This is a genomic window from Pseudomonas viridiflava, from assembly GCF_900602065.1.
Lineage (GTDB): Bacteria > Pseudomonadota > Gammaproteobacteria > Pseudomonadales > Pseudomonadaceae > Aquipseudomonas.
In genome coordinates, this window is sequence record NZ_UWFN01000285.1 from 17,744 (window position 1) to 38,379 (window position 20,636).

Annotated in this window: 16 protein-coding genes and 1 pseudogene; 5 read left to right on the forward strand and 12 right to left on the reverse strand. The window is 57.4% G+C overall.

Annotated features, from left to right (window positions below; genetic code table 11):
• The first annotated feature begins 211 nt into the window (after positions 1-211).
• Both folE and EE949_RS18425 read left to right on the forward strand, forming a co-directional pair.
• The gene (gene folE / locus EE949_RS18420; protein WP_122665605.1) at positions 212-757 is read left to right on the forward strand and encodes a GTP cyclohydrolase I FolE; all 546 of its coding nucleotides are present in this window, start codon (positions 212-214) and stop codon (positions 755-757) included.
• 74 nt (positions 758-831) lie between these two features.
• Positions 832-1,203 carry a glutathione S-transferase N-terminal domain-containing protein gene (locus EE949_RS18425; RefSeq protein ID WP_162874707.1) on the forward strand — a complete coding sequence of 124 codons (372 nt, stop codon included), beginning with the start codon at positions 832-834 and terminating at the stop codon, positions 1,201-1,203.
• A gap of 21 nt (positions 1,204-1,224) precedes the next feature.
• Here the strand turns inward: EE949_RS18425 and EE949_RS18430 are convergent, their stop codons facing one another.
• From EE949_RS18430 to EE949_RS18440, 3 genes are all read right to left on the reverse strand, one after another.
• Positions 1,225-1,617: a lysozyme inhibitor LprI family protein gene (locus tag EE949_RS18430; RefSeq protein WP_122665606.1), complete on the reverse strand. Its 393-nt coding sequence runs from the start codon at positions 1,615-1,617 to the stop codon at positions 1,225-1,227.
• A 171-nt stretch (positions 1,618-1,788) separates the two neighbouring features.
• Positions 1,789-2,391, reverse strand: a complete 603-nt coding sequence (locus EE949_RS18435; protein WP_122665607.1) for a glutathione S-transferase family protein — start codon at positions 2,389-2,391, stop codon at positions 1,789-1,791.
• 36 nt (positions 2,392-2,427) lie between these two features.
• On the reverse strand, positions 2,428-3,594 hold the full coding sequence (locus tag EE949_RS18440; RefSeq protein WP_122665608.1) for a PLP-dependent aminotransferase family protein: 1,167 nt from the start codon (positions 3,592-3,594) through the stop codon (positions 2,428-2,430).
• 82 nt (positions 3,595-3,676) lie between these two features.
• Here EE949_RS18440 and EE949_RS18445 point away from each other — a divergent pair, with 82 nt between their 5' ends.
• A complete protein-coding gene (locus EE949_RS18445; RefSeq protein WP_122665609.1) occupies positions 3,677-4,147 on the forward strand; it encodes a MarR family transcriptional regulator in 471 nt (156 codons plus the stop codon).
• A 251-nt stretch (positions 4,148-4,398) separates the two neighbouring features.
• Positions 4,399-5,592, forward strand: a complete 1,194-nt coding sequence (locus EE949_RS18450) for a benzoate/H(+) symporter BenE family transporter (protein ID WP_122665610.1) — start codon at positions 4,399-4,401, stop codon at positions 5,590-5,592.
• 133 nt (positions 5,593-5,725) lie between these two features.
• On the opposite strand, the gene EE949_RS30295 is transcribed toward EE949_RS18450, so the two are convergent.
• From EE949_RS30295 to EE949_RS18465, 4 genes and pseudogenes are all read right to left on the reverse strand, one after another.
• Positions 5,726-6,607, reverse strand: a complete 882-nt coding sequence (locus tag EE949_RS30295; protein ID WP_430735983.1) for a methyl-accepting chemotaxis protein — start codon at positions 6,605-6,607, stop codon at positions 5,726-5,728.
• Positions 6,587-7,705, reverse strand: a pseudogene (locus EE949_RS30300) (HAMP domain-containing protein); the annotation flags it as partial. The gene EE949_RS30295 and the pseudogene EE949_RS30300, both read right to left, overlap by 21 nt.
• A gap of 301 nt (positions 7,706-8,006) precedes the next feature.
• Complete coding sequence (locus EE949_RS18460; RefSeq protein ID WP_122665612.1) at positions 8,007-8,939, reverse strand: S66 peptidase family protein; 933 nt, start codon at positions 8,937-8,939, stop codon at positions 8,007-8,009.
• Positions 8,940-9,143: 204 nt separating this feature from the next.
• Entirely contained in the window at positions 9,144-9,638 is a 495-nt protein-coding gene (locus EE949_RS18465; RefSeq protein WP_122665613.1) for a hypothetical protein, read from the reverse strand.
• 319 nt (positions 9,639-9,957) lie between these two features.
• Here EE949_RS18465 and EE949_RS18470 point away from each other — a divergent pair, with 319 nt between their 5' ends.
• Positions 9,958-10,962 (forward strand): NADP-dependent oxidoreductase, encoded by a 1,005-nt coding sequence (locus EE949_RS18470; protein ID WP_122665614.1) that lies wholly within the window; start codon positions 9,958-9,960, stop codon positions 10,960-10,962.
• A 130-nt stretch (positions 10,963-11,092) separates the two neighbouring features.
• Here the strand turns inward: EE949_RS18470 and EE949_RS18475 are convergent, their stop codons facing one another.
• The 5 genes from EE949_RS18475 to EE949_RS18495 all read right to left on the reverse strand — a co-directional run bounded on the left by EE949_RS18475 (position 11,093) and on the right by EE949_RS18495 (position 20,379).
• Entirely contained in the window at positions 11,093-12,259 is a 1,167-nt protein-coding gene (locus EE949_RS18475; RefSeq protein WP_122665615.1) for a zinc-binding metallopeptidase family protein, read from the reverse strand.
• 329 nt (positions 12,260-12,588) lie between these two features.
• Entirely contained in the window at positions 12,589-14,952 is a 2,364-nt protein-coding gene (gene ligA, locus EE949_RS18480; protein ID WP_122665616.1) for an NAD-dependent DNA ligase LigA, read from the reverse strand.
• Positions 14,953-15,135: 183 nt separating this feature from the next.
• On the reverse strand, positions 15,136-15,975 hold the full coding sequence (zipA, locus tag EE949_RS18485; protein ID WP_122665617.1) for a cell division protein ZipA: 840 nt from the start codon (positions 15,973-15,975) through the stop codon (positions 15,136-15,138).
• 251 nt (positions 15,976-16,226) lie between these two features.
• Positions 16,227-19,715, reverse strand: coding sequence for a chromosome segregation protein SMC (gene smc / locus EE949_RS18490; RefSeq protein ID WP_122665618.1), 3,489 nt, complete (start codon positions 19,713-19,715; stop codon positions 16,227-16,229).
• A 4-nt stretch (positions 19,716-19,719) separates the two neighbouring features.
• Positions 19,720-20,379 (reverse strand): GntR family transcriptional regulator, encoded by a 660-nt coding sequence (locus tag EE949_RS18495; protein ID WP_122665619.1) that lies wholly within the window; start codon positions 20,377-20,379, stop codon positions 19,720-19,722.
• Positions 20,380-20,636: the final 257 nt, after the last annotated feature.

The following is a 20,636-nucleotide window of genomic DNA, read 5'->3' on the forward strand; positions in this document are numbered from 1 at the left end:
TGTGGGTGGGCAATCCACAGGTCACTTACATCGGACACAAAGACAAGCTCCCGACATCAAGCGATACAACTGCCGCCTGTCCTACGTTACTATGTCGCGCAACGCAGGCACGCCCTGCATCTTTTGCCGATCTGTCTCATTGTGGCGTACGAATGTTCGTTATCGTTACGGCGCTGTTGCTGACGGCATTACTTTTTACGGAACAGCCCCTGTGACACTGGAACAGAACTACACCGCGATCCTTGGCCAACTGGGGGAAGACGTTTCCCGCGAAGGTCTGCTCGACACTCCCAAGCGCGCTGCCAAGGCGATGCAGTACCTGTGTCGCGGTTATGAACAAACTCTGGAAGAGGTCACCAACGGTGCCCTGTTCAGCTCCGATGCCAGCGAAATGGTGATGGTCAAGGACATCGAATTGTATTCGTTGTGTGAACACCACCTGCTACCGTTCATTGGCAAGGCGCACGTTGCTTACATTCCCAATGGCAAAGTACTGGGGCTGTCCAAGGTCGCTCGCATCGTCGACATGTATGCTCGCCGCCTGCAGATCCAGGAAAACCTCAGCCGTCAGATCGCCGAAGCGATCATGCAGGTGACCGGTGCGCTGGGTGTGGCGGTGGTGATCGAAGCCAAGCACATGTGCATGATGATGCGCGGCGTTGAAAAGCAGAACTCTTCAATGATCACCTCGGTCATGCTCGGTGAATTCCGCAATAACGCTTCAACCCGCGGCGAGTTCCTCAGCCTCATCAAGTGATTGACGCCCTGCCCGGCTGAACATTCGCCGGGCAGGGGCGATCACTTCACGCCTGTCTTCTGCGAGGTCTTCACGTGTTTATCAAGGCATTAAGGGTTGGTCTGGGCCAACTGGTCATCTTCATCGACTTCATCACCCGCCCGGCGAAGAAAAAACGCACGCCCGAGGCTCAGGCTGCCGTCGAGCAATCGGCAAAGAACCTCAGCCTGTATCAGTTCAATGCCTGCCCGTTCTGCGTCAAGACGCGCCGCACCCTGCATAAACTCAATGTCCCGGTTGCATTGCACGACGCCAAGAACAATGAACAGGATCGTCAGACACTGCTCAATGAAGGCGGCAAGATCAAAGTGCCCTGCCTGCGTATTGAAGAGGACGGCAAGACCACCTGGATGTACGAGTCCAAAGTGATCATCGACTATCTGAATCAGCGCTTCGCAGCCGTCTGACTCAATGCTGACTGCCCGACATCAGTTCGGGCAGCCTTCCTCACGGCACGTCGAATACGCCTTCAGCTGCTCGACCCGCACTTGAGTATGTTCGGCCAGACATTGAGACTGCTGCAGCGGCCAGATCGAGCCGGAGTCCTCAGCCTTGCCGACCTGATAAAGACAATCCGCATCACGAAAAGCGATCCATTTCTGCTGCGCGCCCTTGAGCGCCTGTTTTTTTGCCGGGCTCTGCAAATAGGCCATTTGCGCCTTGTACTGCTTGTTCAACTCAGCATCGAGCGCAGCCAGCTTTTGACCTGCACAGCGGTTCATGGCCGCCTGGTTGGCATTGCAATCTGCTGTCTGGGCAGAAGCGGAGCAGCCGATGCCCAGCGCCATAAAAGTCAAAACGGCCATCATTGAAAAGCGCATGTGGAACTCCTTTCCGAGAGTGATTGTGATGAATTGGCAAAACTGGCCCCGACCGGCGCGAAGGTTAACGGCCAGTGCCAGCCCGACCCAGCGATTTCAGCCTGCTAAAACAATCGGACATAAAAAAACCGGTCATGTTGCGTGACCGGTTTCTTCTGGTGCCACTGACGATCAATCCAGCATGCCGACATAGCCGGGCTGCGCCTTCACTCGCTCCAGCCACTGCACGATGCCTGGGTAAGGCGTCAGATCGAAGCCGCCCTGATGGGCAACATGGGTGTAGGCGTACAGCGCGATATCGGCGATGGAGAAGGTCTCCCCCACCAGAAACGGCGTGCGCTTCAGTTGCTGCTCCATCACCGCCAAGGCGCGGTAACCGGCCTTGTGCAGCGAGCGATACTCTTCAAGCCGCTCTTCAGGCAAGCCCAGATAAAACTGGATAAAGCGTGCTACGGCAATACTCGGCTCATGGCTGTATTGCTCGAAGAACTGCCATTGCAACACCTGCGTACGCAACCGCGGCTCACCCGGCAGGTACTGGCTACCATCGGCCAGGAAATTGAGAATCGCATTGGACTCCCACAGGCAAGTCCCGTCCTCGAGTTCTAGCACAGGGATCTTGCCGTTGGGGTTCTTTTCCAGAAACGCGGCGGTCTGGGTTTCACCGTTGAGAATGTCCACCGGCACCCAGTGGTATTCAACACCCAACAGGCTAAGCATCAGCTTGATCTTGTAGCAGTTGCCCGAATTGTAATCGCCGTAAACCTTATACATACCCTTCTCCTTCAATGCTTCGCCTGGTCCACGCCATTACGCGACTTGCTCTAAACGGGCCTGACGCACGACCGCTGCCAATCTTTTCAGGCCTTCGTCCAGACGGGCCGGATCAATATGACTGAAGTTCAGCCTCAGGTAGCCAAGGTTGGCATCCGGATCAGCAAAAAAAGGCTCCCCCGGCATGAACGCCACATCCTGCTTCAGCGCTTCGTCGAGCAAGCTCCGTGTGTCCATTGGCTGCTTGAGCGTAAGCCAGAAAAACAGACCACCTTGCGGACGGTTCCAGTCAGCTATATCGGCAAAATGTCGTTTCAGTGCAGCCTCAAATGCATCCCGACGCTGACGGTAGAAGCTCTGCAACTCAGACAAGTGCTCACGGTAGTGCTCGGTGCCAATCCATTGCAGCGCCTGCCACTGGCCCAACCGGTTAGTGTGCAAATCCGCCGACTGCTTCAAACGCAGTAGATGCGGGAACAGATCCGGGCTAGCGATCAAGTAACCGACCCTCAGACCCGGCAGCAGCGTTTTCGACACGGTGCCGGTGTAGATCCAACTGGCCTTTTGCAAACGGCTGGCGATAGGTCTGGCACTGCCCCCATCAAAAGTGAGGTCACGATAGGGTTCGTCTTCGATCAGGGTCACGCCAAACTCATCGAGCAAGGCCGCGACCGCCTCACGACTGGCTTCGCTGTAACGCACTGCGGACGGGTTCTGGAAGGTCGGAATCAAGTAAGCGAACGCAGGGTTGTGCTGCTCCAGTTGCTGTCGCAAGGCAGGTAAATCAGGGCCGTCGGCCTGTAGCGGGACGGTCAGGCAGTCAGCACCAAACAACTGGAATATTTGCAGCGCCGCGAGATAAGTCGGCGCCTCAAGCACGATCTGCGTGCCTTTATCGATGTACAGCTTGGCGGCCAGATCCAGTGTCTGCTGCGAACCGCTAACAATCAGCACCTGGCTGGCATCGCACTGCAGACCAATCGCCCGCGCCTCAGCAGCCAAGGCCTCGCGCAATCCGGGCTCGCCCTCACTCATGCCGTATTGGCCGAGCGCAACAGGCATGTCCGCCCACTCCACCCGAGGCAGCATCGCTTCGGCAGGCAGGCCACCCGCGAAGGACATCACTTCCGGACGCTGCGCTGCGGCGAGGATTTCACGAATCAGAGAACTTTTAAGCCGGGACACGCGTTCGGAGAAAGCCATTGAGATCACCGCTAGCCGAAGTAATTGGAAATAAGTCAAACTGGTTGACCGAAATTACGACGCCGGACCTAGATACGTCAATATGCTTGACCTTAAAAATTCTGCATCTCAGCAAGTCGCCATGGAAGCTTTCTTCTTCGGCTACCAGGCATTCACGGCCAAAGCCGACGAAATGCTTGCCCGACGAGGCTTCAGCCGCGTGCATCAGCGCATCGTCTTTTTCATTGCCCGCTACCCCGGCTTGAGCGTGAAAGAGCTGCTCAGTGTGCTTGGCGTGAGCAAGCAAGCGCTGAATGCACCGCTGCGCCAACTGATCGCTATGGAACTGGTACACAGCACCGCCCCGGACAGCGACAAGCGCAAGCGTTTACTCGGCCTGACCGACGAAGGCGTGAAGTTCGAACAGGCATTGCGCCGCGAACAGGTGAAGCTGTTGCAGCGCGTGTTTGCCGAGGCGGGTCGCGAGGCGGTCGACGGTTGGCTGCAAGTCAACGAGGCGCTGGGCAAGACGTTGCAGAGCGGCGCACGGCCTGTTTCTCGTGAGGATGATTGAAAATCCAGCACCGGACCTGTAGGCCTCGTTTTTAGCCGAAAGAGGCCGGTCCATTCGCAGATAATCCTTCGCCAGAAGTATTGCCCTCCCGGCTAAAGCCGGTCCTGCGGGTTCTCTGTTGCTGAGCTGAACGATCGCCCTGAGTACATCGTAACTGTACTCACGTTTACGAATGCCGCTGTATCGCAACACTCTGATAGCACTACGTTTACGCTTGCTGCCTGCCGTTGCACACGCTCAAGGATGGATCGATGAACGCTTCAAACCCCACTCGTCTGCGCCCTCTCGCCGATACGTCGCCCGCCGCCATCGTCGCAGGCTTCATTGCCATGATGACGGGCTGCACCAGTTCGCTGGTGCTGATGTTCCAGGCTGGCCAGGCCGCGGGGCTCACCAGTGGGCAAATTTCTTCGTGGATCTGGGCATTGTTCATGGGCATGGCCGTGTGCAGCATCGGCCTGTCCTTACGCTACAGAACACCCATCACCGTGGCATGGTCGACCCCCGGCGCAGCGCTGCTGATTACCAGCCTGGGCGGCGTGGCGTATCCCGAAGCGATCGGCGCCTTCATTACCTGCGCAGTTTTGGTGATCATCTGCGGCGTGACCGGCAGCTTTGACCGGTTGGTAAAAAAGCTTCCGGCATCCCTTGCAGCGGCTTTACTGGCAGGCATCCTGTTCAAGATTGGCAGTGAAATCTTCGTCGCCGCCCAACACCGCACCGCGCTGGTACTGGGCATGTTCTTTACCTATTTGCTGATCAAGCGGGTCTCCCCACGCTACGCAGTGCTGGCCGCTCTGCTGGTGGGTACGGCACTGTCCGGATGGCTCGGCTTACTGGATTTCAGCGGGTTCAAACTTGAAGTGGCGATGCCCGTCTGGACCACGCCAGAGTTTTCCCTGGCGGCGACCGTCAGCATTGGTATTCCGCTGTTTGTGGTCGCCATGACTTCACAGAATATGCCGGGCGTCGCAGTGTTACGCGCGGATGGTTATCACGTGCCGGCCTCGCCGCTGATTTCAGCAACCGGCATCGCCTCACTGGTCCTGGCACCGTTCGGCTCCCACGGGATAAACCTCGCCGCTATAAGTGCAGCTATTTGTACCGGAGCCCATGCTCATGAAGATCGTGACAAGCGTTACACGGCTGCAGTCTGGTGCGGAGTGTTCTACGCCATTGCAGGGATCTATGGCGCAGCGTTAGCCGCGCTGTTTGCCTCGTTTCCCAAGGAGCTGGTGTTGTCGATTGCCGCCCTTGCGCTGTTCGGCTCGATCATCAATGGCCTGACAGTCGCCATGAACGAACCCAAAGAGCGCGAAGCGGCACTGATCACCTTCATGGTGACCGCCTCGGGACTGACCCTGCTCTCCATTGGCTCTGCGTTCTGGGGGATTGTGGCGGGGGTTCTGACGTTGGTGATCCTGAATGGGCGTTCACGCCGGTAGAGGCAGGTAGAAGCCGGTCGCTTCGAATACATGCGACCTGTAGGAGCTGCCGAAGGCTGCGATGGCGCTGCATCAGCGCTAAGTGCTTCGCAGCCTTCGGCAGCTCCTACAGGCCCGCAAAAACTCAGTCACCCTACAACCTGAAATGCCCAACCATCCCTTTCAGTTCGGTTCCCAGCGAGGCCAGCTCGACACTCGACGTCGCATTGCCTTGCATGGCCAAGGCAGACTGATCAGCGCTCGCGCGAATGCTGGTGACGCTGCGGTTGATCTCTTCAGCCACTGAAGTCTGCTCTTGTGCCGCGGCTGCGATTTGCTGGTTCATTTGCTGAATCATCGACACTGCCGACGCAATGCTGCCCAGTGCACTTTCGGTTTGCAGCACATCGCTGACCGCAAGTTTGACCAGCTCACCGCTGCTCTGGATCTGTGCCACAGAAGTGGACGCACCACTGAGAAGGCTGCTGACTAGGCGTTCGATTTCTTCAGTGGACTGCTGAGTACGCTTGGCCAGCGCCCGCACTTCATCGGCAACGACTGCAAAACCCCTTCCCTGCTCACCCGCGCGCGCAGCTTCAATGGCGGCGTTGAGCGCTAAAAGATTGGTCTGCTCGGCTACGCTTTTGATCACCCCCAACACAGTGCCGATGTTCTGGATTTCGGCGCTCAGCTTTTCGATACTGCTGCTCGCTGATGCCGCCGAACTAGCCAGTTGCTCGATACGCTGCAGGCTCTGGCGTACCACGGTCTGACCGCTGTTAACTTTATCGTCGGCGCTCTGTGCAGCAAACGCCGCTTCCTCGGCGTTGCGAGCGACATCATGCACCGTTGCCGTCATCTGGTTCATGGCGGTCGCAACCTGGTCGGTTTCCTCCTGCTGACTACTGACTTCGCGATGGGTCTGCTCGGTCACGGCCGAAAGAGCGTTCGCCGAACCGGCCAGTTGATCGATGCCTGCTTGCAGCCCCCGGACAATGCCGCTCAACCCGGCGCCCATCTGCTGCATGGCGAGCATCAATTGGCCGATTTCATCCCGACGTTGTACATCAACGCTACCGCTCAGATCACCCGCAGCAATGCGCTGCGCAATGGCAATCACACTGCGCAACGGCCGAACAATCAGGCGGGTGATCAACAGCGACGCAATGACTCCCACCAACAAAGCTACTACCGAGGAACCAATAATCTGCAGGGTGTTGATGCCAAGCTGAGTCTGCATGAACTCATCTTCGGCAGCGTAGGCCTGTTTGACCTGCTCGACGACCTGCCTTGCATTGGCTGCCAACTGCAGCGAGACCTGCGCCTCGCTGGCAAGCAGACCGGTGTACTCGTTGAGCTTTTCAGTGAAGTTGACGATATGCGTGCTGACCTCGCCCAGCACCGTCAGGTACCCCTCATCCTTGACCACCCCTTTGAGTTCTTCAGCCAACGCCTTGGCCTCATCGGCCTGTTCGATCCGGCCGGTTTTAATCTCGTCACCCGAGCCTGTCTTGCGACTTTTGTCGAGGCGCACGCGAGCCTCGTCCATGGCCTGCATCATCAATCTGGAGACCTGACTGACCTGATTGGCCTGCTCAATGAACTCCGAGCCCTGCTCGCCCTTCGAGTCCTTGAGTCCATAGGCGCCGTCATCTGCCAGCCCGGCCTGCAAGACGTCCAGATTGTTGGCAACACTTGAGACTGACCAACTGGCCATTTCCAGAGCAATATCCTTGCTCTGGCTAATATCGACGAATTGATCGAAGGACTTGCGATAAGCAACCAGCGTCTGCTGGACCTCGGTCATGCGCGACTCGCTGGCGGGGGACTGGCTTTTCAGTTGTTCAGCCAGTGCATTCAACTCATCGACGCCAGTGTGCAGTTGCTCAACCAACTTAGGGTCGCTACGCAGAGCGTATTCCTGCTCAAGCAATCGAACCCTGAGCAGCCCGCTGTTCAGGGATGACATCTGCTTCAACCCATCGAAGTGCACGCTGATACTTTTAAGCGACCAGACACCAATGGCCGCCACCAACGCAGTCAGGAGCAAAACCAGCGTAAAACCAACGCCCAGTTTTTTTGCCATGCCGAGGTTGGCTACGCGAGCTTGCACGGCCGAAATCATAGCGCTCATCTCCGTTCGATCACTCAAGGCGTGAAGGCCACTGAATCAGGACCTTTCATCACGCCATTCAATAATCGTGCAGATTCGCAACGGCCGAGGAGATGTACAAGAGATTGACGCCGAGATAATGGCTAATAGCTATACCGGAGTCGTTTTCAGGATGGATTCGGCATACTTCGCTGACCACATCCAGTCCACGACACTGAAATTTTCAGCTAAACCCGCTCGCCCCGACTGCTCGAACGCCTGATAAAAGCCCAATTTGAAGCAATGACCAAAGTTCGAGCGCTGAACATGTGCAAGGCAATGTTCAGCGAGTGGCAGCACCTACGCGCAACGTACCGGCATCTGCGTCAAGAATGGCCTCTACGCCCAGTGGCACTGCGTAATTGACGGCGTCATGACCGATAGACAGGCCACCCAACACAGGAATGCCCAGATCGCCAAGTCGTTCCATCAATACACTTGAGTGGGTGATCGAACCTGTAGAGCCCTTTGGCTCACTGAACTGACCTGCAGCGACCCCCGCCAGGCCCTCTAAAGCGCCGCTGTTAAGCAGATGGGTAAGCAGACGGTCGACGCGGTAGGCGGCTTCGCTCACATCTTCGATCAACAGAATGGCGCCGTTCAGATCCGGCATGTAATCAGTGCCCACGCTGCTGCTCAGGATGCTCAGATTGCCGCCCAGCAATACGCCGCGGGCGCTGCCCCGCGTGCGCACATCAAAAGTGGCTTCGGCTGGACTGGCTGTCACCAAAACCGGTTCGGTGCTCATGGTCGCGTGCCGCAGGCCACTGACGAATACGCCTCCCCGTTCCAACTGGCTGGCCACCGGACCGTGGAGGGTTGCCAGTCGGGCGTGCTCCCAGAGCGCAGCGTGAAAAGCCGTGATGTCGGAAAACCCGATCACCAACTTTGGATCACGCCTTACAGCATCGAAGTCCAGGTGTTGAACGATACGTTGTGCGCCATAGCCACCACGATTACAGAATATTGCGCGAATTTCCGGATCAGCCAGCGCAGCATTGAAGTCAGCAAGCCGATGTTCATCTGTGCCGGCATAGAAGGAATGAGTGTCCAGTGCGTGAGGGTAGATTCTAGGTTTGAGACCCCAGCCCTTAAGAACCTCGGCCGCACTTTCGACCTTCGCAGCCGCGACCGGGCCAGCCGGTGAAACCAGGGCGACTGCATCTCCAGGGCGCAGGACGTTCGGGTAGAGGGTAGGCATACAGATGGAAGACATTACGGCAACTCAAGTTTCAGGCAATGCGACCAATGTAGATCAGTCTCGGCTATTGATCTACCTGCATAACTATTTACCCTGGAATATCGAGCGTCTTGTCATCCCTCTGCACACCGGCAGCGGTGAGCCTACCCCTTAAGCTTTATTCAGCAATTCCTGATCAAGCAGCGGCCCCCCCTCTGAGGTGGAAGCCTGTATCGCCAACTATCGCTTTATAACCTTAGTGCAGACTTCTGTGCCTCGCCCACCGGGCCCTTTCCCCTCTTTTGAAGTACGCATGTAATCCGGCAGGTAATAAGACTTGTGTAACGTTGTAATATAATTTCCGCCTGAATCCTGATCATGGCTAATCAATGCCAAGCCGACGCCACGATCCGTGGGTGCCTGTTTGCTGTCGTTGGCAAAATACATCGCCAGGGTATGCCCCTGTGCTGCGGCATACCCAGAGAACGTTGAGGCATCCCCATTGATATCAACGTCCAGCTTGAATTGATAAGCACCAAAGCCCTGCTGAAAATGACTGGCCTGCTCGTCCAGTTTTAACGTCAAGGCGCCTTTGAAAGCGCCGTCATGGCTATCGAACCCTGTGCAGGTATAGTCACCGGAGATATGCAGAGGATCCGCAGGATTAGCGACTGCCTGAGTAGCGAACGAAACCGCCATGACCAGCGCGGCAAGAGAGCTTATTGTCTTCTTCATGTATGACTCCATTAAATAGTGTGCCCCCCACTCGGGGAGCGGCACTTTTCCATAAATGAAGAGGTCACAACACCCTGCAATACCACGCAAATCTTACTGCACATTTCCAAACAGCGATTTAGTCATACTTGCATACACACCCGTAAAAACTTACACATTAATCACACTGGAATTACCTTCCGTGCTTGAAAAAACGGAGCCTTTTATATACGGCGCCTCATCATCGAACTGGATCGAATCGTATTCGCAAACTGATCTTCACTTGCCGGGCACCGACTCAGAGACTTCAATAAACGTTTAACCTTCACAAGGAGCTGCCATGAGCCCCCAGACCAACCGCCAATTCCTGCTCGCTAAACGCCCGGTCGGTGAAGCAAGCCGCGAAGACTTCACCTATCAGGAAGTACCGGTCGGTGAACTGAACAGTGGGCAGATTCTGGTCCGAAATCACTATCTGTCGCTGGACCCGGCAATGCGCGGCTGGATGAACGAGGGCAAATCGTACATTGCTCCAGTCGGCCTCGGTGACGTAATGCGGGCGCTGGGCGTCGGCGAAGTTATTGCCTCGCAAAATGATCAGTTCGCCGTGGGTGATTTTGTCCAGGGTGCGCTGGGTGTTCAGGATTACTTTCTGGGTGAGCCCAAAGGCTTTTATAAGGTAGACCCGAACCTCGCCCCGCTGCCCCGTTATCTGTCCGCCCTGGGCATGACCGGCATGACCGCCTATTTCGCCCTGCTGGATGTCGGCGCGCCGCAAAGTGGCGACACTGTAGTCATTTCCGGTGCGGCGGGCGCAGTAGGTAGCGTGGCCGGGCAAATCGCCAAATTGAAAGGCTGTCGCGTCATCGGCATCGCTGGCGGCAAGCAGAAATGTGAGTCGCTGATCAATGAGCTGGGATTCGATGGCGTTATCGATTACAAGAGCGAAGATGTGCTGGCAGGGTTGAAGCGTGAATGCCCCAATGGCGTGAACGTTTACTTCGACAACGTGGGTGGCGACATTCTTGATGCGGTGCTCAGCCGCCTGGCACCCAAGGCGCGAGTCGTGATCTGTGGCGCAATCAGCCAGTACAACAACACATCGCCGGTCAAGGGACCCAGCAATTACCTGTCGCTACTGGTCAACAGGGCCCGCATGGAGGGCTTCGTGGTCATGGATTACGCGAGCAAGTTCGCCGCTGCAGGCCAGGAGATGGCCGGATGGATGGCCCAGGGCAAACTCAAGAGTCGTGAAGACATCGTTGACGGACTGGAAACCTTTCCCGAAACATTGCAGAAGTTGTTCAAGGGCGAGAACTTCGGGAAGTTGGTGCTGAAGGTCTAGTCTTGGAGTGAGCAACTCGTTGCCATAACTCAATCTGTAGGAGCTGCCGGAGGCTGCGAAACCATTCTCCCTGACTCACCGCATCGCAGCCTTCGGCAGCTCCTACAGATCTGCGTGATGGCGCAAGTCCCTACTGCGCTTGCAACACCTCATCCGCTTTACCACCCGCATCCTGAATCACCAAGTGAATGAAATGCAGTTTGGTGATCACCGCGGGTGGCAAAACGAAAGGGTAAAAGTCCGGCTGCCCCATGCTGCGTGACAGTTCGTTGAGCATGCCCGCCAACTCGATCCAGGCGTTGACGAACGACAGGAAGGCCGGCCCACCGGGGTGCTGGGGGTCGTAGAGTGTCTCCAGCGGAAACGGCTGATAATCCAGATCCATGTCACGGGCGCTCATGCCAAAACCCAGCGCCGTATCGACCGCATCCATCATGTGCAGGTAATGCGCCCAGGTTTCAGCCCAGTCCTCCCAAGGATGCATAGTGGCATAAGCGCTGACAAAATTTTGCTGCCAGTCAGCAGGCGCACCGTTTTGATAGTGATGATCCAGCGCCTCGGCATAGCTGGCGCGCTCATCGCCGAACAGGTTGCGAAACCCGTCCTGCCACCAGGTATTGGCAACCAGACGGTCCCAATAATAATGGCCCACTTCATGACGAAAATGTCCGAGCAACGTTCGGTAAGGCTCGTGCATCTGCACGCGAATTTTTTCGCGATGCGCGTCGTCAGCCTCCTTTATGTCCAGAGTGATCAGCCCATTGGCGTGGCCCGTGGTGGGTGCATTGCCTTCCAGGTCGACGCCTAAAAATTCAAACGCCAGCCCACGCTCTTCATCCTGGGTTTTGGGGACGACTTTCAGCCCGAGAGAGATCAACTGCGCAACCAGTCGGCGCTTGGCCGTTTCTACTTTGCACCAACGCTCACCGTTTTCCGGGATCGACAAGTCTGGAATGGTTCGGTTGAGGCTACAGGCGATACAAAATTCGCCGCTGTCATAGGCTGGAAACAGCCAGTTGCAGGCAGCAGGAGTATCAAGGTTGGCGCAACGCCGATACAACCCGGCTCCGGGTTCGTCACTCAACCGCCAGGTATCTTGATCGGGACCGGGCTCAAGGGCCGCAATTCGCCCCTGCTCCGGCAGATAACCCAGCGCCGCCGAGCAGGCCAGGCACCGGGTATTGGGAAAGAATACTGACTGGCCGCACCGGCATTGCCAGACCTTACTGTTACGTCGGGTTTCGCCGACAAAGGGTGCAGCAATGCGCGAACTGAGTTGCTCGAAAAACCGGTACATGGCGATCTCCTGGTGGGCCAGCAAGCACTAGATCACCGCCGGTGGTGGTCGTTCCGTGGAGTTGATGCGTGACGTGGATCGTTGCTGAAACATCGGTCGCCTGGGCGATGACGCCCCGTGGGGGCGTCCACAGATAAAGGGACTGCGCAAACGTCGTGGGAGCGAATTCATTCGCGAAGGGGCCGATACATACGCAGCCTGTGTCTCGTCTGAAATACCGCCTTCCCGAATAAATTCGGCCCCGCAGGATTTGCATCGCACATCAGTCTGCAGGCAAACACGGGCATCCCACAAAAAGCCCTTACGCCGCAATGCAAGCGCATGGCCGTTCAATCCACCGCGATACCATGTTTAGCCAAAAATCCGACAAACGCCTCTTCATCCAGCACCTTCAAACCCAGCTCATTGGCCTTGGTCAGCTTCGATCCTGCACCCGGACCAGCAACCACGGTATGGGTTTTGGCGGAGACCGAACCGGACACCTTGGCGCCCAGGCTTTCGAGCTTTTCCTTGGCGACATCGCGGCTCATCAGTTCCAGAGAACCGGTCAGGACCCAGGTCTGACCGGTCAAGGGCAAGCCTTCGACGACTTTTTTCTCGCTCTGCCAATGCATGCCGAAGTCCTTCAACTGGGCTTCGATGGCCATGCCGCGCTCGGCGTTCTCCGGTTTATCGAAGAACTCCCGGACCGCCTTGGCCTGTTTCTCCGGCAAGGCCTGGCGCATGTCCAGCCAGTCAGCGTTGATGATGCCTTCCAGCGAGCCAAACTTGTCGGCCAGCTTCTGCGCGGCGCCGGGGCCCACCGAAGGGATGTTCAGTTTGTCGATCATGCCGCCCAGCGTCGCGCTGGCAGCGAATTCAGCGCCCAGTTCGCCCTCATCCTGCAATTGCAGGCCACGCTCGCCCAAGAGCGCGTCAATGACGTTCTGGTTATGCTCGTCTTCGAAAAAGCTGTGAATTTCGTGAGCCACTTCCAGGCCCACATCCGGCAGATAGGTCAGCACCTCAGGCAAGGCCTGTTTGACTCGCTCAAGAGAGGCCAGTGAGCGGGCCAGCACCTTGGCCGTCTCCTCGCCCACATCGGGGATACCCAGCGCGTAGATGAAACGCGCCAGTGTCGGTTGCTTGCTGTCTTCAATCGCCTTGAGCAGTTTTTTGCTGGATATTTCTGCAAAGCCCTCCAGATCGACGATCTGATCGAACGTCAGTGCGTACAGATCGGCTGGCGAACCGATCAGTTTTTCGTCCACCAATTGCTCGATAGTTTTATCGCCCAGACCTTCGATATCCATCGCCCGACGAGAGACGTAATGGATGATCGCCTGCTTGAGTTGCGCACCGCAGGCCAGACGACCAACGCAGCGATACACCGCGCCTTCGCTGACCGTCTCTTTGCCCTTGCTGCGTTTGATCAGTTGCGTGCGTTCGACATGAGAACCGCACACCGGGCAGGTTTGCGGGATTTCCACCGCACGGGCGTCTTCGGGTCGACGCTCCAGCACCACCTGAACGACCTGCGGGATCACATCCCCTGCGCGACGAATAATCACGGTATCGCCAATCATCAAGCCCAGGCGCGCCACTTCGTCCATGTTGTGCAGCGTGGCGTTGGCGACTGTCACACCGGCCACCTTGACGGGTTTCAAGCGTGCCACCGGCGTAACAGCGCCCGTGCGGCCTACTTGAAACTCGACGTCGAGCAACTCCGTCAGCTCTTCCATCGCCGGGAATTTATGAGCGATGGCCCAACGCGGTTCCCGGGCACGGAAACCCAATTCGCGCTGTGAAGCCAGATCGTTGACCTTGAACACCACACCGTCGATTTCGTAACTGAGGCCCAGACGCCGCTCGCCGATGTCGTGGTAATACGCCAGGCATTCGTCGATGCCGTTCGCCAGTTTCAGTTCACGGCTGACCGGCATGCCCCATTCCTTGAGCTGGTTCAGGTTGCCGATATGAGTGTCGGAAATTTCCGCAGACACTTGGCCCAGACCATACGCACAGAATTCCAGCGGACGATTGGCCGTAATCTTCGAGTCCAGCTGGCGCAGGCTACCTGCCGCTGCGTTCCGAGGGTTGGCGAAGGTCTTGCCGCCGATTTCCGCCTGAGTCGCATTGAGCCGCTCGAAGCCCGCCTTGGACATGAACACCTCCCCACGTACTTCCAGCACGTCAGGCCAGCCCGTACCGTGCAGCTTCAGCGGGATGTTGCGCACGGTGCGCACATTGATGCTGATGTCTTCGCCGGTAGTACCGTCACCACGTGTCGCACCACGCACCAGCGCACCGTCGCGATACAGCAAGCTGACCGCCAGACCGTCGAGCTTCGGCTCGCAGCTGTACTGCACGTTCGCGCCGTTACCGAAAAGATCGCCCACAGGCAGATCCAGCCCTTCCGTTACGCGGCGGTCAAACTCCCGCATGTCGACTTCTTCGAAGGCGTTACCCAGGCTGAGCATCGGCACTTCGTGGCGCACCTGTGTAAACGCCGACAGCGCCGCGCTGCCCACCCGCTGGGTAGGCGAATCCGGCGTCACCAGATGCGGATTTTCTGCCTCAAGGGCTTTGAGTTCATGGAACAGCCGGTCGTACTCGGCATCCGGAATGCTGGGCTCGTCGAGAACGTGATAGCGGTAGTTGTGCTGATCCAGTTCGGCGCGCAATTCAAGGATTCGGGTTTCGGCGGCTTTCATGCGGTGTTCTCTTCAAAAGCAAAAGAGCAGCCTAGGCTGCTCAGATGTTGGTACGGTCTATCAGGGCATAACCCGTGGGAGCGAATTCATTCGCGAATGCAATAGATCAGTCAACGATGATGTTGAATCTACCGACCTCTCGCGAATGAACTCGCTCCCACAGGATGTTTACCCAAGCATAAATCAACGACGCTGAGTCAATGCGCGGCGTTCGAACTCGACGATCCGCTGACGATAATGCTCAATGGTCTGCGCGGTCATGACGCTGCGCTGGTCATCCTTGAGTTCGCCATTGAGCTCATGAGCCAGCTTGCGAGCAGCGGCAACCATGACGTCAAAAGCCTGTTTCGGATGACGCGGACCTGGCAAGCCGAGGAAGAAACTCACGGCACGGGTGCTGAAGTGGTCGATGTCGTCCAGATCAAACACGCCGGGCTTGACTGCGTTGGCCATGGAAAACAGGACTTCGCCGTTACCTGCCATGCTTTCGTGGCGATGGAAAATGTCCATCTCACCAAAGCGCAGACCGCTTTCCAGAATGTTCTGCAGCAACGCAGGACCTTTGAAGCCACTTTCATCGCGACAAATAACACTGATCACCAGCACTTCTTCGACCGGCGCCAAGTCCTTGTCTTCAGTGATGCGCTGTGCAGGCTTGTCGTCCTGGAAATCATCGTCACGGCCGGTGAACAGGCTCGGACCGTCCATGTCCAGGTTGAGATCGCCTTGCTGCGGCTCATCCTTGCGTTTGTTACTGCGTTTGCCTTGCCGCGGTGTTGCGCTCATCGACGGCAGATCTTCCTCGTCGAGTTGCGGCTCTTTGTGCGTATCCAGTACACGCGGCGGTCCCAGCAACTCGGCGGACGAGCTTTCGTCGTCGTCCGGCAGGTTCGAGAAGCTGCGGTCCAGCCTGAATTTCAATTTCCCCTTGCCGCCGCGCATACGGCGCCAGCCGTCAAAAAGAATACCGGCAATGACAATTATGCCGATGACGATCAGCCACTCGCGCAGACCGATTTCCATGTAATCCAGTGCCTCTAGTGAAGAATGCTGAAAATAAGGGCCTAAACCCCTTTAAAACGTGGTGCCAAGTCTATGTTCTGACTAGCAATTTGCCCACGCAAAAAGAAAAAGTGGACATTAAACTAGCACGACCAAAGGTAACTTTACACCGTCTGTTACATCTGGTTCGCGCGCAAAGCGATATCTACCGCACAGAGTTGTTCATTGAGAGCCATTAACTGGCCATTTCTGCCCCGTCAAACCCACGATGGTCAAGCATCGACCAGCGCCATTGCCTCTTCGACATCTACCGCCACCAACCGCGAACAACCCGGCTCATGCATCGTCACACCCATCAGTTGATCAGCCATTTCCATGGCGATCTTGTTGTGCGTGATGTAGATGAACTGCACGGTCTGCGACATCTCCTTGACCAATCGCGCATAGCGTCCAACGTTGGCATCGTCCAGCGGCGCGTCCACCTCATCGAGCATGCAGAACGGTGCCGGATTGAGTTTGAAAATCGCGAAAACCAGCGCCAAAGCGGTCAACGCTTTCTCGCCACCGGACAGCAAATGGATCGTGCTGTTTTTCTTGCCCGGCGGGCGCGCCATGATTGTTACCCCTGTATCGAGTAAATCTTCGCCCGTCAGTTCCAAATAAGCTGAGCCACCACCGAAAACTTTTGGAAAAAGTGCCTGAATTCCGCTATTTATCTGATCGAAGGTCTCTTTGAAGCGATTTCGAGTTTCCTTGTCGATCTTGCGAATAACGTTTTCGAGGGTGTCCAGGGCCTCGACCAGATCCGCGTTCTGCGCATCCAGATAACGTTTGCGCTCTGACTGCTGCTGGTACTCATCAATGGCCGCAAGGTTGATCGCGCCCAGGCGCTGAATACGTCCGGCGATGCGCTCCAGTTCGTCTTCGGCGTCTTTTTCGTTGGCCTCGGCGGTCAGCGTCGCCAACACGCCATGCAAGTCATAACCGTCTTCCAGCAACTGATCCTGCAAGGTGGTGCGGCGCACCGTGAGGGACTGCCACTCCATCCGCTGCTGTTCCAGCTGACCACGCAGCAGCTGCGATTGCTGCTCGGCCTGGGTGCGGCGCTTCTCGGCGTCGCGCAATTCGCGATCGGCATCTTCCAGCGCATTCTTGGCTGTACGCATTTCATCGTCCACCGCCATGCGCCGCTCAAGTAATTCTTCAAGTTTCAGGCGCAGCTCTTCCAGCGGGGCTTCGCCCTCCTCCAGATTCAAATCGAGCTGCTCGCGCTTTTCGGTCAGACGCTCGGACTGCATCTCCAGACGCTCAAGCGCCTGCCGAGTCGAATCGTGCTGCGCCCTCAGCGAGCCGAGGCGCACAGCCAGTTGATGCGCGTGGTCCTTGTGTTGACGGGCTTCCTGACGCACGCGGTCAAGGTGCTCGCGCAGGCTGTCACGTTGAGCCTGAAGCAGTTCACGCTGCTCGGTGTCCAGCGCCATGGTGTCCAGCGCATCCTGCAATTGCAGGCGGGATTCGCCAAGATGCTCGTGCTCCATGGCGCGCTGCTCGCCCAGTTCGGCGAGTTCTTCATCAAGTCGGGTACGACGCAAGGTGAGCTGTTCGACCTTGACTTTGGCGGCCGACAGTTGCGCACGAAGTTCGCTTTGCTGACGGGTTTCATCCTGCACCCGGCGGCGCAACTCTTCCCGGGCCTCTTCCTGTTTCGATTGCTGTTCGCGCAGGGTCAACAACTGCTCTTCAAGCGTGGCCAGTGTGGCTTCGCGCTCATCACGCTCCAGCTCCAGCCGCTGCAACTCCTGACCACGCGCCAGCACACCGCTTTGCGCTTCACTGGCGCGGCGCACCCGCAAGAAGTGCCGACCAACCCAATAACCATCGCGACTGATCAAGCTCTGTCCTGCAGCCAACTGCCCGCGCTGGGCCAACGCTTCGTCGAGGCTCTCCACGGGGCGAACCAGTCCGAGCCAACTCGTCAGATCCATGTCGCTGTCGACTTTATCCAGCAGACTGCCGGGGATCCGCGTGCCCTCGGTGCTGGCGCTGACCAGACGCAGATCGCCCTGTTGAAAACCGGCCAGATCCAGGCCGCTGAGATCATCCACCAGCACCGCTTGCAGATCGGCGCCCAACACGGCTTCCACCGCCAACTCCCAGCCCGGCTCAACCCGCAAGCCTTCAGCCAGACGGGGACGCTCCGCCAGATCATGATCGCGCAGCCATTCGGCCGTGCCGGTGTCGGGGTCAAGCGCGGCCTGCTGCAAGGCTTCGAGGGAGGCCAGACGACCGTTTAGCCGTTGCAATTCGCCCTGAGCCTGTTGCTGTGCCTGATTGGCCTGCTGCAGCTCGTTGCGCAGGTGCTCCAGGCGCTCGACCGCTTGCTCCTCGCCAAGATGCAGCTCTTCGAGAGACATTTCCCGGGTGGCAAGGTCTTCGTCCAGCTGCAGAATCGCCGCGTCTTCCGGGTCCGCCTTGAGCAATTGCAATTCTTCGCCCAGACGTCGCTGGCGTTCAGCCAGGCGCTCAAGGCTTTGTTCCAGTTGCTGGATGCGCGACTGCTGAACTTCTGCCTGACGCCGCGGCTCGGCGGATCGCAGGTTGAAGCTGTCCCACTTCTCCTGCCAGCCATGCATCGCGCTTTCAGCATCTTCCAGCGACGCGGCGGATTCCTCGGCGGCGGCGCTGGTCATTTCCTGCTCGGGCTCAAGCATTTCCAACTCTTCGCCCAAAGTCGCCAGCAGCGTGCGGTCGTGACCCAGATGCGATTCGGTTTCCTGGCGGGCGCGCTCGGCTTCACGCAAGTCATCCTGCAATTGCCGCAGCCGTTGCTGACCGTGCTGGATACTTTGCTCGACGCGGGCAATATCACCACCCACCGAATAGAAACGCCCCTGAACCAGATTGAAGCGTTCGGACAGATCGTGATGACCGTCACGCAAACGCTCGATGCTGGCATCGGCATTGCGCTGTTCGGCGACCAGGGCCTCGAAACCGACCTCCTGATTGCCAATCACCGCCTCGCGCTGACTCACCTGCTCGTTCAGCGCCTGCCAGCGCAACGCCGACAACTGCGCCTTGAGCTGGCGCTCTTCGGCTTTGTATTCCTGATACTTCTCGGCAGCCTGAGCCTGACGATGCAAACGCTCAAGCTGGCGCTCCAGCTCTTCACGAAGGTCGGTCAGGCGCGCGAGGTTTTCGTGGGTTCGGCGGATACGGTTTTCAGTCTCGCGACGGCGCTCCTTGTACTTGGAGATACCCGCCGCCTCCTCGATGAAGTTACGCAAGTCTTCAGGCTTGGCTTCGATCAGCTTCGAGATCATCCCCTGCTCGATGATCGAATAGCTGCGCGGGCCCAGACCGGTGCCGAGGAAAATATCGGTGATGTCTCGCCGACGGCATTTGGTGCCGTTCAGGTAATAGGTGTTCTGGCTGTCGCGGGTGACCTTGCGGCGAATGGAAATCTCCGCATAGGCCGCGTACTCGCCAACCAGGGTGCCGTCGGAGTTATCAAAGACCAGTTCGATACTCGCCTGGCTGACCGGCTTGCGGCTGGTGGAGCCATTGAAGATGACGTCGGTCATCGACTCGCCGCGCAGGTTCTTGGCCGAGCTTTCGCCCATGACCCAGCGCACCGCGTCAATAATGTTGGATTTGCCGCAGCCGTTAGGGCCGACAACGGCCGCCATGTTACTGGGGAAGTTCACCGTGGTGGGGTCGACGAAGGATTTGAACCCCGCCAGCTTGATGCACTTCAGCCGCATGGGATCAGCCCGCTTCCAGAGCCGAGAGCACCAACTGACAGCTGCGTTGGCCGTAATCGGTCAATACGCTGCGAACCCGCGCCGTATCACGGGCGACGACCGCTTCCAGCAACTGCTCGAACAGGGTCAGGTAGTCAAGCATCTCGGCCTTGCGCTGATCGAGCGCCAGGTAATAGCTGCGGCTCATGGACGGCTGCAGGTTGTCGACGGTTTCCTGCAGGTATGGGTTGTCGGCAAACGGATAGGCCGCGCGCATCACGTTGAAGCTGTCCTCAACGAAGGCTTTAACGTCCTGTCGCTCATAACTGGCAATCAACCGCTGCTGGATTTGCAGGAACGTGGCCAGATCGCTCTGATGCTGCCACTTTTCAGCCACCGCAATGCCCAGCAGCACATACAATTCAGTCATCAGCGTGCATAGGCTCTGCACGTTGTGCGCGTTGAGCACTGTAACCTGCGCACCACGGCGCGGCAGAATCGCCACCAGATGACGGCGCTCGAGAATCAGCAACGCTTCGCGCACCGAGCCACGGCTGACGTTCAACGCCTGCGTGACTTTTTGTTCCTGAATGCGCTCCGCGGGCTTGAGTTCGCCACGAATGATGCGCTCGGCAAGGTGGTGAGCAATTTGCTCGGCGAGGCTGTCCGGAGCCTTGAACGTCATGTCGATCCCAAATGCTGGTTATAACCAAGCGGCGCAGTGTATCTCAACGGAAGCCAATGGCGCAGGGCCATACGGGTGGAAACTGGCACGAAATAAGCAAAACGTTCAACAGATCATGTCAGTTCGTCGCATTGGCAGCGCTTTAATACCAGGCACTCGTTCTAAAAACGACACTTCCTGACTTAAGAGTCAGAAACAAATTGACCGAAAAGTCAGACCTGATAAATTCGACCTCATGTTCGATGACAAGCAGTAAC

Bases quoted from the DNA above. Each gene is read 5' to 3' on its own strand.
- EE949_RS18430 (WP_122665606.1), bottom strand. From the start codon at position 1,617: ATGCGCTTTTCAATGATGGCCGTTTTGACTTTTATGGCGCTGGGCATC.
- EE949_RS18435 (WP_122665607.1), bottom strand. From the start codon at position 2,391: ATGTATAAGGTTTACGGCGATTACAATTCGGGCAACTGCTACAAGATC.
- EE949_RS18440 (WP_122665608.1), bottom strand. From the start codon at position 3,594: ATGGCTTTCTCCGAACGCGTGTCCCGGCTTAAAAGTTCTCTGATTCGT.
- EE949_RS18445 (WP_122665609.1), top strand. From the start codon at position 3,677: ATGCTTGACCTTAAAAATTCTGCATCTCAGCAAGTCGCCATGGAAGCT.
- EE949_RS18450 (WP_122665610.1), top strand. From the start codon at position 4,399: ATGAACGCTTCAAACCCCACTCGTCTGCGCCCTCTCGCCGATACGTCG.
- EE949_RS30295 (WP_430735983.1), bottom strand. From the start codon at position 6,607: ATGCTCGCCATGCAGCAGATGGGCGCCGGGTTGAGCGGCATTGTCCGG.
- EE949_RS18460 (WP_122665612.1), bottom strand. From the start codon at position 8,939: ATGTCTTCCATCTGTATGCCTACCCTCTACCCGAACGTCCTGCGCCCT.
- EE949_RS18465 (WP_122665613.1), bottom strand. From the start codon at position 9,638: ATGAAGAAGACAATAAGCTCTCTTGCCGCGCTGGTCATGGCGGTTTCG.
- EE949_RS18470 (WP_122665614.1), top strand. From the start codon at position 9,958: ATGAGCCCCCAGACCAACCGCCAATTCCTGCTCGCTAAACGCCCGGTC.
- EE949_RS18475 (WP_122665615.1), bottom strand. From the start codon at position 12,259: ATGTACCGGTTTTTCGAGCAACTCAGTTCGCGCATTGCTGCACCCTTT.
- ligA (WP_122665616.1), bottom strand. From the start codon at position 14,952: ATGAAAGCCGCCGAAACCCGAATCCTTGAATTGCGCGCCGAACTGGAT.
- zipA (WP_122665617.1), bottom strand. From the start codon at position 15,975: ATGGAAATCGGTCTGCGCGAGTGGCTGATCGTCATCGGCATAATTGTC.
- smc (WP_122665618.1), bottom strand. From the start codon at position 19,715: ATGCGGCTGAAGTGCATCAAGCTGGCGGGGTTCAAATCCTTCGTCGAC.
- EE949_RS18495 (WP_122665619.1), bottom strand. From the start codon at position 20,379: ATGACGTTCAAGGCTCCGGACAGCCTCGCCGAGCAAATTGCTCACCAC.